8 protein-coding genes, 2 tRNA genes and 2 rRNA genes are annotated in these 12,896 nt (G+C 50.5%); 6 read left to right on the forward strand and 6 right to left on the reverse strand.

Annotated features, from left to right (window positions below; translation table 11 throughout):
• Positions 1-78: 78 nt before the first annotated feature.
• From NAL19_RS16795 to gmhB, 5 genes are all read right to left on the reverse strand, one after another.
• Positions 79-2,985: ribosomal RNA gene (locus tag NAL19_RS16795) — 23S ribosomal RNA — on the reverse strand.
• A 210-nt stretch (positions 2,986-3,195) separates the two neighbouring features.
• Positions 3,196-3,271 (reverse strand) — tRNA-Ala (locus tag NAL19_RS16800).
• A 42-nt stretch (positions 3,272-3,313) separates the two neighbouring features.
• A tRNA-Ile gene (locus NAL19_RS16805) sits at positions 3,314-3,390 on the reverse strand.
• 73 nt (positions 3,391-3,463) lie between these two features.
• Positions 3,464-5,005: ribosomal RNA gene (locus tag NAL19_RS16810) — 16S ribosomal RNA — on the reverse strand.
• Together the 16S and 23S rRNA genes with 2 tRNA genes alongside form the textbook arrangement of a ribosomal RNA operon.
• A 380-nt stretch (positions 5,006-5,385) precedes the next feature.
• Complete coding sequence (gene gmhB / locus NAL19_RS16815; protein ID WP_263057936.1) at positions 5,386-5,949, reverse strand: D-glycero-beta-D-manno-heptose 1,7-bisphosphate 7-phosphatase; 564 nt, start codon at positions 5,947-5,949, stop codon at positions 5,386-5,388.
• Positions 5,950-6,130: 181 nt separating this feature from the next.
• On the opposite strand from gmhB, the gene metN reads away from it, so the two are divergent.
• The 6 genes from metN to proS all read left to right on the forward strand — a co-directional run bounded on the left by metN (position 6,131) and on the right by proS (position 11,793).
• Entirely contained in the window at positions 6,131-7,162 is a 1,032-nt protein-coding gene (gene metN / locus NAL19_RS16820) for a methionine ABC transporter ATP-binding protein MetN (protein WP_225085595.1), read from the forward strand.
• The gene (locus NAL19_RS16825) at positions 7,155-7,808 is read left to right on the forward strand and encodes a methionine ABC transporter permease MetI (RefSeq protein WP_039497700.1); all 654 of its coding nucleotides are present in this window, start codon (positions 7,155-7,157) and stop codon (positions 7,806-7,808) included. Before metN ends, NAL19_RS16825 begins: the two co-directional genes overlap by 8 nt.
• A gap of 63 nt (positions 7,809-7,871) precedes the next feature.
• The gene (locus NAL19_RS16830) at positions 7,872-8,687 is read left to right on the forward strand and encodes a MetQ/NlpA family lipoprotein (RefSeq protein ID WP_010299810.1); all 816 of its coding nucleotides are present in this window, start codon (positions 7,872-7,874) and stop codon (positions 8,685-8,687) included.
• 118 nt (positions 8,688-8,805) lie between these two features.
• Positions 8,806-9,216, forward strand: coding sequence for an Rcs stress response system protein RcsF (rcsF, locus tag NAL19_RS16835; protein ID WP_263057937.1), 411 nt, complete (start codon positions 8,806-8,808; stop codon positions 9,214-9,216).
• Positions 9,213-9,929: a tRNA (N6-threonylcarbamoyladenosine(37)-N6)-methyltransferase TrmO gene (gene tsaA / locus NAL19_RS16840; protein ID WP_263057938.1), complete on the forward strand. Its 717-nt coding sequence runs from the start codon at positions 9,213-9,215 to the stop codon at positions 9,927-9,929. Before rcsF ends, tsaA begins: the two co-directional genes overlap by 4 nt.
• Before the next feature lie 145 nt (positions 9,930-10,074).
• Complete coding sequence (gene proS, locus NAL19_RS16845; protein WP_263057939.1) at positions 10,075-11,793, forward strand: proline--tRNA ligase; 1,719 nt, start codon at positions 10,075-10,077, stop codon at positions 11,791-11,793.
• A 105-nt stretch (positions 11,794-11,898) separates the two neighbouring features.
• Here the strand turns inward: proS and rpoS are convergent, their stop codons facing one another.
• Positions 11,899-12,891 carry an RNA polymerase sigma factor RpoS gene (gene rpoS, locus NAL19_RS16850; RefSeq protein WP_205947660.1) on the reverse strand — a complete coding sequence of 331 codons (993 nt, stop codon included), beginning with the start codon at positions 12,889-12,891 and terminating at the stop codon, positions 11,899-11,901.
• Between the last annotated feature and the right edge of the window lie 5 nt (positions 12,892-12,896).

The following is a 12,896-nucleotide window of genomic DNA, read 5'->3' on the forward strand; positions in this document are numbered from 1 at the left end:
TCAGAACCAATCTCTGAACAAGCTAAAATATCAAAATCTCTGAGTCTCTTCGTCACACCAAAACACCTTCGGTGTTGTAAGGTTAAGCCTCTCGGGTCATTAGTACTGGTCAGCTCAACGTATCGCTACGCTTACACACCCAGCCTATCTACGTCGTCGTCTTCAACGGCCCTTCAGGGGTATCAAGTACCCAGGGAAGACTCATCTCGAGGCAAGTTTCCCGCTTAGATGCTTTCAGCGGTTATCTCTTCCGCACTTAGCTACCGGGCAATGCAATTGGCATCACAACCCGTACACCAGTGGTGCGTTCACTCCGGTCCTCTCGTACTAGGAGCAACCCCTCTCAATCTTCCAACGCCCACGGCAGATAGGGACCGAACTGTCTCACGACGTTCTAAACCCAGCTCGCGTACCACTTTAAATGGCGAACAGCCATACCCTTGGGACCTACTTCAGCCCCAGGATGTGATGAGCCGACATCGAGGTGCCAAACACCGCCGTCGATATGAACTCTTGGGCGGTATCAGCCTGTTATCCCCGGAGTACCTTTTATCCGTTGAGCGATGGCCCTTCCATTCAGAACCACCGGATCACTAAGACCTGCTTTCGCACCTGCTCGAGCTGTCACTCTCGCAGTCAAGCTAGCTTATGCCTTTGCACTAACCTCCTGATGTCCGACCAGGATTAGCTAACCTTCGTGCTCCTCCGTTACGCTTTGGGAGGAGACCGCCCCAGTCAAACTACCCACCAGACACTGTCCGCAACCCGGTTTACGGGCCCACGTTAGAACATCAAACATTAAAGGGTGGTATTTCAAGGTCGGCTCCATGCAGACTGGCGTCCACACTTCAAAGCCTCCCACCTATCCTACACATCAAGGCTCAAGGTTCAGTGTCAAGCTATAGTAAAGGTTCACGGGGTCTTTCCGTCTTGCCGCGGGTACACTGCATCTTCACAGCGAGTTCAATTTCACTGAGTCTCGGGTGGAGACAGCCTGGCCATCATTACGCCATTCGTGCAGGTCGGAACTTACCCGACAAGGAATTTCGCTACCTTAGGACCGTTATAGTTACGGCCGCCGTTTACCGGGGCTTCGATCAAGAGCTTCTCCTTACGGATAACCCCATCAATTAACCTTCCGGCACCGGGCAGGCGTCACACCGTATACGTCCACTTTCGTGTTTGCACAGTGCTGTGTTTTTATTAAACAGTTGCAGCCAGCTGGTATCTTCGACTGGTCTCAGCTCCATCCGCAAGGGACTTCACCTTACACCAGCGTGCCTTCTCCCGAAGTTACGGCACCATTTTGCCTAGTTCCTTCACCCGAGTTCTCTCAAGCGCCTGAGTATTCTCTACCTGACCACCTGTGTCGGTTTGGGGTACGATTCGGTGTTACCTGGAGCTTAGAGGCTTTTCCTGGAAGCGTAGCATCAGTTACTTCATCACCGTAGTGACTCGTCATAACGCCTCAGTGTTAACGATGACCCGGATTTACCAAAGTCACCCACCTTCACGCTTAAACCGGGACAACCGTCGCCCGGATAACCTAGCTTTCTCCGTCCCCCCTTCGCAGTAACACCCAGTACAGGAATATTAACCTGTTTCCCATCGACTACGCTTTTCAGCCTCGCCTTAGGGGTCGACTCACCCTGCCCCGATTAACGTTGGACAGGAACCCTTGGTCTTCCGGCGTGCGGGTTTTTCACCCGCATTATCGTTACTTATGTCAGCATTCGCACTTCTGATACCTCCAGCAACCCTCACAGGCCACCTTCGCAGGCTTACAGAACGCTCCCCTACCCAACAACACCTGAGTGTCGCTGCCGCAGCTTCGGTGCATGGTTTAGCCCCGTTACATCTTCCGCGCAGGCCGACTCGACCAGTGAGCTATTACGCTTTCTTTAAATGATGGCTGCTTCTAAGCCAACATCCTGGCTGTCTGTGCCTTCCCACATCGTTTCCCACTTAACCATGACTTTGGGACCTTAGCTGGCGGTCTGGGTTGTTTCCCTCTTCACGACGAACGTTAGCACCCGCCGTGTGTCTCCCGTGATAACATTCTTCGGTATTCGCAGTTTGCATCGGGTTGGTAAGTCGGGATGACCCCCTAGCCGAAACAGTGCTCTACCCCCGAAGATGAATTCACGAGGCGCTACCTAAATAGCTTTCGGGGAGAACCAGCTATCTCCCGGTTTGATTGGCCTTTCACCCCCAGCCACAAGTCATCCGCTAATTTTTCAACATTAGTCGGTTCGGTCCTCCAGTTAGTGTTACCCAACCTTCAACCTGCCCATGGCTAGATCACCGGGTTTCGGGTCTATACCCTGCAACTTAACGCCCAGTTAAGACTCGGTTTCCCTGCGGCTCCCCTAAACGGTTAACCTTGCTACAGAATATAAGTCGCTGACCCATTATACAAAAGGTACGCAGTCACCTAACAAGTAGGCTCCCACTGCTTGTACGTACACGGTTTCAGGTTCTGTTTCACTCCCCTCGCCGGGGTTCTTTTCGCCTTTCCCTCACGGTACTGGTTCACTATCGGTCAGTCAGGAGTATTTAGCCTTGGAGGATGGTCCCCCCATATTCAGACAGGATGTCACGTGTCCCGCCCTACTCATCGAACTCACAATCTGTGCATTTTTGTGTACGGGACTATCACCCTTTACTGTGCGACTTTCCAGACGCTTCCACTAACACACAAACTGATTCAGGTTCTGGGCTCTTCCCCGTTCGCTCGCCGCTACTGGGGGAATCTCGGTTGATTTCTTTTCCTCGGGGTACTGAGATGTTTCAGTTCCCCCGGTTCGCCTCATTAACCTATGGATTCAGTTAATGATAGTGTGTCGAAACACACTGGGTTTCCCCATTCGGGTATCGTCGGGTATAACGCTTCATATCAGCTTACCGACGCTTATCGCAGATTAGCACGCCCTTCATCGCCTCTGACTGCCTAGGCATCCACCGTGTACGCTTAGTCGCTTAACCTCACAACCCGAAGGTGTCTTTGATAAATCAAAGTCATTATCGTGCTGTGATTATTTGAGAGACTCATTGACAGACAGAATCATCACAACTCACCCGAAGGCAGTCATGCATATTCAGCTGTCATGTTTCAATTTTCAGCTTGTTCCAGATTGTTAAAGAGCAAAATACTTCGCAGCATACTGTTTCCAATACGCTCTGAAGTCTTTTTAATGGTGGAGCTATGCGGGATCGAACCGCAGACCTCCTGCGTGCAAAGCAGGCGCTCTCCCAGCTGAGCTATAGCCCCATCGTTGCTTACAGATACCTTACATACCACTCACGGAAGAGTTGGTAGGCCTGAGTGGACTTGAACCACCGACCTCACCCTTATCAGGGGTGCGCTCTAACCACCTGAGCTACAAGCCTATTAAGGTATTTCTGCTCGTTATTTTCATCAGACAATCTGTGTGAGCACTTCACTCAACCTACATCTTCTTGGTAAGGAGGTGATCCAACCGCAGGTTCCCCTACGGTTACCTTGTTACGACTTCACCCCAGTCATGAATCACAAAGTGGTAAGCGCCCTCCCGAAGGTTAAGCTACCTACTTCTTTTGCAACCCACTCCCATGGTGTGACGGGCGGTGTGTACAAGGCCCGGGAACGTATTCACCGTAGCATTCTGATCTACGATTACTAGCGATTCCGACTTCATGGAGTCGAGTTGCAGACTCCAATCCGGACTACGACGTACTTTATGAGGTCCGCTTGCTCTCGCGAGGTCGCTTCTCTTTGTATACGCCATTGTAGCACGTGTGTAGCCCTACTCGTAAGGGCCATGATGACTTGACGTCATCCCCACCTTCCTCCAGTTTATCACTGGCAGTCTCCTTTGAGTTCCCGGCCTAACCGCTGGCAACAAAGGATAAGGGTTGCGCTCGTTGCGGGACTTAACCCAACATTTCACAACACGAGCTGACGACAGCCATGCAGCACCTGTCTCAGAGTTCCCGAAGGCACTAAGCTATCTCTAGCAAATTCTCTGGATGTCAAGAGTAGGTAAGGTTCTTCGCGTTGCATCGAATTAAACCACATGCTCCACCGCTTGTGCGGGCCCCCGTCAATTCATTTGAGTTTTAACCTTGCGGCCGTACTCCCCAGGCGGTCGATTTAACGCGTTAGCTCCGGAAGCCACGCCTCAAGGGCACAACCTCCAAATCGACATCGTTTACAGCGTGGACTACCAGGGTATCTAATCCTGTTTGCTCCCCACGCTTTCGCACCTGAGCGTCAGTCTTTGTCCAGGGGGCCGCCTTCGCCACCGATATTCCTCCAGATCTCTACGCATTTCACCGCTACACCTGGAATTCTACCCCCCTCTACAAGACTCTAGCTTGCCAGTTTCAAATGCAGTTCCCAAGTTAAGCTCGGGGATTTCACATCTGACTTAACAAACCGCCTGCGTGCGCTTTACGCCCAGTCATTCCGATTAACGCTTGCACCCTCCGTATTACCGCGGCTGCTGGCACGGAGTTAGCCGGTGCTTCTTCTGCGGGTAACGTCAATCGATGAGAGTATTAATCTCACCGCCTTCCTCCCCGCTGAAAGTGCTTTACAACCCGAAGGCCTTCTTCACACACGCGGCATGGCTGCATCAGGCTTGCGCCCATTGTGCAATATTCCCCACTGCTGCCTCCCGTAGGAGTCTGGACCGTGTCTCAGTTCCAGTGTGGCTGGTCATCCTCTCAGACCAGCTAGGGATCGTCGCCTAGGTGAGCCATTACCTCACCTACCAGCTAATCCCATCTGGGCACATCTGATGGCGCGAGGCCCGAAAGTCCCCCGCTTTGGTCCGAAGACGTTATGCGGTATTAGCTACCGTTTCCAGTAGTTATCCCCCTCCATCAGGCAGTTTCCCAGACATTACTCACCCGTCCGCCGCTCGTCACCCAAGGAGCAAGCTCCTCTGTGCTACCGCTCGACTTGCATGTGTTAGGCCTGCCGCCAGCGTTCAATCTGAGCCATGATCAAACTCTTCAATTTAAGATTTGTTTGATTTGCTGAACTCGTCAGCGATGCTCAAAGAATTAAAACTGTTTATTCGTAATGAATTTACTGTTGTTCACTCTTCAAGACTTTTTATATCGTTAAGATACGGTCTTGTGAGTGCCCACACAGATTGTCTGATTAAATTGTTAAAGAGCGTTGCGTTGCGGCCTTAACCACTTCGCGAGGTGGCGTATACTACGCTTATCACCTGCAGAGTCAACGTTTATTTTAAAGCGTTTTCTCTTTCTTTATCGACCTAGTTGTGTGTTCACAGCGCCGTGTCGATGGAGGCGCATTATAGGGAGCCAATTCAGAAGCGCAAGCAAATCTCGTAAACTTTTTTCTGTTTGCGCATCTTTCATTCGTTCCGCTGGTTAAGTGCGCGTTTTTATCCATTTTGGCAGGTCTGCGAGGCTTTCCAACACGCTATCAGCCAGCTTTTCGCCTTGTTCAGTAACAGGTTTGCCCGTGCGAACTAGCAGTTTGGTTCCTACCCCTGCACCAATTGCAGCCTGCATATCTTCTAATTTGTCACCCACCATATAAGATGCCGCCATATCAATGTGCAAATCGCGCTGTGCAGAAAGCAACATGCCTGGCTCAGGTTTACGACAATCACAAGTCTGGCGGTATTCATCTTCTCCTGCTTCAGGGTGATGCGGACAAAAGTAGATGCCATCCAGATCAACACCGCGATCTGCCAACGACCAGTCCATCCACTCCGTCAGTTGCATAAACTGATCTTCTGTAAACTTGCCGCGGGCGATGCCGGACTGATTGGTCACAACAACTAGCACGAACCCCATGTTTTTCAACTCACGCATGGCATCAATGACGCCATCAATAAATTGAAAATGGTCAATGTCATGAACATAACCGTGATCGACATTGATCGTGCCGTCACGATCAAGAAAAATTGCTGGAACGCTTTGTGCCACTGACTTTGCTCCTGAATGGCCTAAATTACGCGGTAGTATCGCATGTTTTCGCCCATAGGGAGAATGCAGAGCCGCGACAATCCAGATTGACTTAGACGTCTAGACACCCTAACATCCATTTCATATTCTGTTAATACAGAAACTGATTTATCCAGCCATAGGCACTCACGATAAAAAACATATGATTGAACTTTCTAATATTACTAAGGTTTTTCAGCAAAACGGGCGGACCATTACCGCACTTGCTGATGTCAGCCTTCATGTTCCTACCGGGCAAATCTATGGTGTCATCGGCGCATCAGGCGCAGGTAAAAGTACACTCATCCGCTGCGTCAATTTATTGGAGCGCCCGACAGAAGGGAAAGTGCTGGTAGATGGACAAGAGCTGACCCAACTGTCAGATAGCCAGTTGACGCGCGCGCGCCGCCAAATCGGCATGATTTTCCAACATTTCAACTTGCTCTCTTCGCGCACCGTTTTTGGCAACATTGCGCTCCCTTTGGAATTAGATAACACGCCAAAAGCTGAGATTACCCAACGGGTCAATGAATTGTTGGATTTGGTTGGACTGGCGGATAAGCACGACGTGTATCCCGCCAATTTGTCCGGCGGACAAAAGCAGCGTGTCGCCATTGCCCGTGCGTTGGCCAGCAATCCCAAAGTTTTGCTGTGTGACGAAGCAACCAGCGCGTTGGATCCAGCAACCACCCGATCAATTCTTGAATTACTGAAAGATATCAATCGCCGTCTCGGCCTGACCATTCTTCTTATTACACATGAAATGGATGTGGTGAAACGCATTTGCGATCAGGTTGCGGTGATCAGCGACGGACGACTCATCGAGCAGGACACAGTCAGCGAAGTCTTTTCACATCCGAAAACCCCCCTGGCGCAGAAATTCATTCAGTCAACGCTACACTTGGACATCCCTGACGATTACCTTACCCGTCTGTCCCCCGACTCTCGCCCGGATACCACACCGTTATTACGGATGGAATTTACCGGCAAATCGGTAGATGCCCCGCTGCTCTCCGAGGTTGCTCGACGTTTTAACGTCAACAACAACATTATCAGTGCCCAGATGGATTATGCCGGTGGCGTCAAATTCGGCATCATGCTGGCAGAAATGCACGGCAACGATGCGGATATCAAAGCCGCAATCCAATTCCTGCAGGAAAGTCACGTTACAATTGAGGTTCTGGGTTATGTCTGAAGCAATGATGTGGTTAATGGCTAAGGGAATATGGGAAACTGTCGCAATGACGTTCGTTTCTGGTTTCTTTGGCTTTGTGCTTGGCTTACCCGTGGGAGTCTTATTGTATACCACGCGTCCGGGGCAGATTATCGCCAATCCAAAGCTTTACCGGACCGTTTCTGCACTGGTAAATATTTTCCGCTCGATTCCATTCATTATTCTGCTGGTATGGATGATTCCTTTCACTCGTATGATTGTTGGAACCTCCATTGGCCTGCAAGCGGCGATCGTGCCTCTCACCGTCGGTGCTGCACCGTTTATTGCCCGCATGGTGGAAAACGCGCTGCTTGAAATTCCAACCGGCCTGATTGAAGCCGCCCGTGCAATGGGCGCCACGCCCATGCAAATCGTCAGAAAGATACTCCTGCCAGAAGCATTACCAGGCCTTATTAATGCCGCAACCATCACGCTAATCACGCTCGTAGGCTATTCTGCTATGGGTGGAGCCGTGGGCGCAGGCGGCTTAGGTCAAATTGGTTATCAGTATGGTTATATTGGTTATAACGCGACGGTCATGAATACGGTATTAATATTACTGGTTGTTTTGGTTTACCTGATTCAATTCTGCGGCGACAGAGCAGTAAAAGCTGTCACACACAAGTAATCACCACAATACGCATTTGCCTGAAGGCATTTGCCAAGAGAATAGTTAATTAGGGGTAAGGATATGGCGATTAAACTGAAATCTATTGCGACCATTGGTGCACTTATTGGTGCTCTGGCGCTAGCGGGATGTGGTCAGGAAGAAAAGAATCCTAATCACATTAAAGTCGGTGTTATTGTTGGCGCAGAACAGCAGGTTGCGGAAGTCGCGCAGAAAGTGGCAAAAGACAAATACGGTCTGGACGTTGAATTAGTCACATTTAACGACTACGTGCTGCCAAATGAAGCCCTGAGCAAAGGCGACATCGATCTGAATGCCTTCCAGCACAAGCCTTATCTGGACCAGCAGATTAAAGATCGTGGCTACAAACTGGTTTCTGTCGGCAACAGCTTTGTTTACCCAATTGCAGGTTATTCCAAAAAAATCAAATCGCTGAATGAACTGCAAGATGGCGCTCAAGTCGCTATTCCAAATGACCCAACCAATCTGGGCCGTTCCCTGCTGCTGCTGCAGAAAGTCGGTTTGATTAAACTGAAAGACAATGTCGGCTTGCTGCCAACCGTACTGGATGTGACCGAAAACCCGAAAAACATCAAACTGGTTGAGCTGGAAGCGCCACAGCTGCCACGTTCTTTAGATGACGCACAAATCGCGCTGGCGGTAATCAACACCACTTACGCTAGCCAGATTAACCTGACGCCAACCAAAGATGGCCTGTTTGTTGAAGAGAAAGACTCTCCGTATGTAAACCTGCTGGTTTCACGCGAAGACAACAAAGACGCTGAAAACGTGAAGAAATTCGTTCAGGCTTATCAGTCTGACGAAGTAAACGACGCAGCAAATAAAATCTTTAATGGCGGCGCAGTGAAAGGCTGGTAATCCAGACCTAACGCGTTTAATTAAAAGATATTGTTAAGACGGGCTACGGCCCGTCTTGTTATTTATGCAATTGCTTGCTTCAATACTCGCTCTTTGAGAAAAAGCAGAGGAATCCTTAATGCGTGCTGTTCCCTTTATATTGTTGGCAATGTCGCTGACAGGCTGTTCTTTATTTCAGAAGCCACCGGCACCTGCTCCTCAACCTGTTATTGAAGCCAAAACCGCAGAACCCGCGCCTAAACCGAAGCCAGTCGCTCGCCCGACGCCCGCGGTGTTATATAAAAGTGCAGAAGAGTTAGTCGGTAAGCCTTTCCGCGATATGGGGGAAGTGTCAGGCTCCTCATGCCAGGTCAGCGCTCAGGATTCCCCTCCTAATGCGGCAAATGCGCGTAAAAGAATGCAAAACCGCGCCACTGCCATGAAAGCCAATGCGGTTTTGCTGCATGAATGCCAAACCGTCAGTGGTGTAGCGGGTTGCTACAGTCAGGTCGTTTGCCAAGGCACTGCGCTGAAAGTCTCTGCACAATGAGTCAGTTTGTTTTCAATCAGATCGGGATTATCCGCTCACCGTATAAAGAAAAATTTGCCATTCCGCGGCAGCCGGGTCTGATTGAAGATGGAGGAGGAGAACTTCAGCTATTACCGCCATATAACCAAGCGGAGTGCGTGCGAGGGCTGGACGATTTCAGTCACATATGGGTAGTCTTCATCTTTCATCAAACGATGGAAGGCGGCTGGCGTCCGACCGTTCGGCCACCTCGTCTGGGAGGAAACACACGGACGGGTGTTTTCGCTACGCGTTCGACTTTCCGCCCTAACCCTGTTGGCATGTCGCTGGTTGAATTAAAAGAGATTCGGGTAAAAGGCGATGCGATTACGCTCGAATTAGGCAGCCTTGATCTGGTCGATGGCACGCCGGTCATCGATATCAAACCTTACTTGCCCTTTGCCGAAAGCCATCCTCAGGCACGAGCGGGTTTTGCCCAAATGGCTCCCGATGCGGCAATGCCGGTGATTTTTTCGCCCCTTGCGGAAAACCAGATAGCCCAGCATCAAAAGAAATATCCCAACTTAAAGCGCTTTATCTCACAGGTATTAGCGCAAGATCCACGCCCGGCCTACCGCAAAGGTGAAAGCACCACGCGGGAATACGCCGTTTTACTGCTGGAATTCAATGTGCGCTGGCGCGTCTGTGGAGAACAAACCGAAGTGCTAAGCCTCGCCCCGTCAAACGCGTGTTAATACATTAACCACAGCAATATATTCTAAAATTGTTCCTGCTCTCTTTTGACGCGCCGTCTGCGCTGGTAAACTAAGCCACTTTTTATGTGCTTTCGGCTGCGCGGCAGCCCTATGCTATTTGTCGTTCTAACGGAACTAAAACCCCATGCGTACTAGCCAATACATGCTCTCCACACTCAAGGAGACGCCAGCCGATGCAGAAGTCATCAGCCATCAGTTGATGCTCCGGGCAGGAATGATTCGTAAACTGGCCTCCGGCCTTTACACCTGGTTGCCGACAGGTTTACGTGTTTTGAGAAAAGTTGAAAACATCGTGCGCGAAGAGATGAATAACGCAGGCGCGATTGAAGTGTCCATGCCCGTTGTTCAGCCTGCCGATTTATGGGTAGAAAGTGGACGTTGGGATCAATATGGCCCAGAGCTGTTGCGTTTTGTCGATCGTGGCGAGCGCCCTTTCGTACTCGGCCCGACACATGAAGAAGTCATTACCGACCTTATTCGTAATGAAATCAGCTCTTATAAGCAGCTGCCGCTCAATTTCTTCCAGATTCAAACCAAATTCCGCGATGAAGTTCGTCCGCGTTTTGGTGTAATGCGCTCACGTGAATTCCTGATGAAAGATGCCTACTCTTTCCATACTTCACAGGAATCATTGCAGGTCACTTACGACGCGATGTACGCCGCCTACAGCCAGATTTTCAGCCGTATGGATCTGGATTTCAGAGCCGTTCAGGCAGATACCGGTTCTATCGGCGGTAACGCATCCCATGAGTTTCAGGTACTGGCTGCCAGCGGTGAAGACGATATCGTTTTCTCAACGGAATCCGACTATGCAGCAAACATTGAACTGGCCGAAGCGGTTGCGCCGAAGCTAGGTCGCGCAGAAGCAACGGAAGAGCTGCGTCTGGTGGACACACCGAATGCCAAGACCATCGCCGAGCTGGTTGAGCAGTTTAAGCTGCCGGTAGAAAAAACCGTGAAAACGCTGCTGGTTAAAGCAACAGAAGAAAGCGGCCATAAACTGGTTGCTCTGCTGGTTCGCGGCGATCACGAACTGAACGAAATCAAAGCTGAGAAAATTGCTCAGGTAGCCAGCCCGTTGACATTCGCAACGGAAGAAGAAATTCGCGCTACCATCGGCGCGGGCCCAGGTTCACTGGGTCCGGTCAAGCTGTCGATTCCAGTCGTTGTCGATCGCTCTGTTGCAGCCATGAGCGACTTCAGCGCTGGCGCGAACATTGATGGCAAACACTATTTTGGCATCAACTGGGAGCGTGACGTTGCGCTGCCGCAGGTTGCAGATATCCGTAACGTGGTTGAAGGCGATATCAGTCCAGACGGTAAAGGCACACTGCAAATTAAACGCGGTATCGAAGTGGGCCATATTTTCCAACTGGGCAGCAAATATTCTGAAGCGCTGAAAGCCACGGTTCAAGGTGAAGATGGCCGTAACCAGACGCTGACGATGGGTTGCTACGGTATTGGTGTCACGCGCGTTGTCGCTGCGGCGATTGAGCAGAATCATGACGAACGCGGCATCATTTGGCCAGACGCGATTGCCCCTTTCCACGTTGCTATTCTGCCGATGAACATGCACAAATCTTTCCGTGTGAAGGAAGTCGCTGAGGATATCTATCAGCAGTTGCGCGCTAAGGGCATTGAAGTTCTGCTTGATGACCGCAAAGAGCGTCCAGGCGTGATGTTCGCCGATATGGAACTGATTGGCGTGCCGCACACCATCGTCATTGGCGATCGCAATCTGGATAGCGAAGAGATTGAATATAAGCACCGCCGGGTTGGTGAAAAGCAGATGATTAAAACCAGCGAAATCGTCGATTTCCTGCTGGCAAATATCGTCCGCTAATCGCTGCCGAACCGCCCTTTCACAGGAAAGGGCGAATGCAGACATAAAAAAATGGTGGGTTTCCCCACCATTTTTTATTTCAAGGCTTCAGTAACTTAGCGCGCATTATTCACGAAACAGTTCTTCAATGCTCAACCCCTGAACCTGCAAAATTTCCCGCAGGCGGCGCAAGCCTTCAACCTGAATCTGACGAACACGCTCACGCGTTAAGCCTATTTCACGACCGACATCTTCCAGCGTAGCCGCTTCATACCCTAGCAGGCCGAAACGACGCGCCAACACCTCACGCTGCTTGGCGTTAAGCTCAAACAGCCATTTAACGATATTCTGTTTCATATCGTTATCCTGAGTGGTGTCTTCAGGTCCGTTGTCTTTTTCGTCTGCCAGAATATCCAGCAGCGCTTTTTCCGAATCACCGCCCAGCGGGGTATCGACGGAAGTAATACGTTCATTCAGACGCAGCATGCGGTTGACGTCGTCAACGGGCTTATCGAGCTGTTCGGCAATTTCTTCCGCACTCGGCTCGTGATCCAGTTTGTGAGACAGTTCGCGCGCGGTGCGCAGATAAACGTTGAGTTCTTTGACGATGTGAATCGGCAAGCGAATGGTACGGGTTTGATTCATGATCGCCCGTTCTATCGTCTGTCGAATCCACCAGGTTGCGTAGGTTGAAAAACGGAATCCTCTTTCTGGATCGAATTTTTCAACCGCACGGATCAGGCCGAGGTTACCCTCTTCAATCAGATCCAGCAGCGCCAGACCACGATTGTTGTAACGGCGGGCAATTTTCACCACCAACCGCAGATTACTCTCAATCATCCGGCGGCGCGATGGGACATCACCACGCAACGCACGCCGGGCAAAATAAACTTCTTCTTCTGCGGTCAAAAGCGGCGAATAGCCGATTTCGCCTAAATAGAGCTGTGTTGCGTCCAGGACACGCTGTGGGACCCCTTGTGATAACAGCTCGTCTTCCGCCGAGTCATTATCATTGGTATCTTCCTCTACCAGCGCCTTATCGTCAAAAACGTCAAGTCCATTCTCGTCGAAATCGGTATCTTCATGTAACTCGTTAACTTTCAGCGTACTTTGGCTCATAAGTG

The sequence above is a fragment of the Pectobacterium sp. F1-1 genome (genome assembly GCF_025643735.1).
In the GTDB taxonomy this organism is placed as follows: Bacteria; Pseudomonadota; Gammaproteobacteria; order Enterobacterales; family Enterobacteriaceae; genus Pectobacterium; species Pectobacterium colocasium.

Coding starts and splice junctions, on each gene's coding strand:
- NAL19_RS16830 (WP_010299810.1), top strand. CDS start 7,872: ATGGCGATTAAACTGAAATCTATTGCGACCATTGGTGCACTTATTGGT.
- rpoS (WP_205947660.1), bottom strand. CDS start 12,891: ATGAGCCAAAGTACGCTGAAAGTTAACGAGTTACATGAAGATACCGAT.
- proS (WP_263057939.1), top strand. CDS start 10,075: ATGCGTACTAGCCAATACATGCTCTCCACACTCAAGGAGACGCCAGCC.
- metN (WP_225085595.1), top strand. CDS start 6,131: ATGATTGAACTTTCTAATATTACTAAGGTTTTTCAGCAAAACGGGCGG.
- tsaA (WP_263057938.1), top strand. CDS start 9,213: ATGAGTCAGTTTGTTTTCAATCAGATCGGGATTATCCGCTCACCGTAT.
- rcsF (WP_263057937.1), top strand. CDS start 8,806: ATGCGTGCTGTTCCCTTTATATTGTTGGCAATGTCGCTGACAGGCTGT.
- NAL19_RS16825 (WP_039497700.1), top strand. CDS start 7,155: ATGTCTGAAGCAATGATGTGGTTAATGGCTAAGGGAATATGGGAAACT.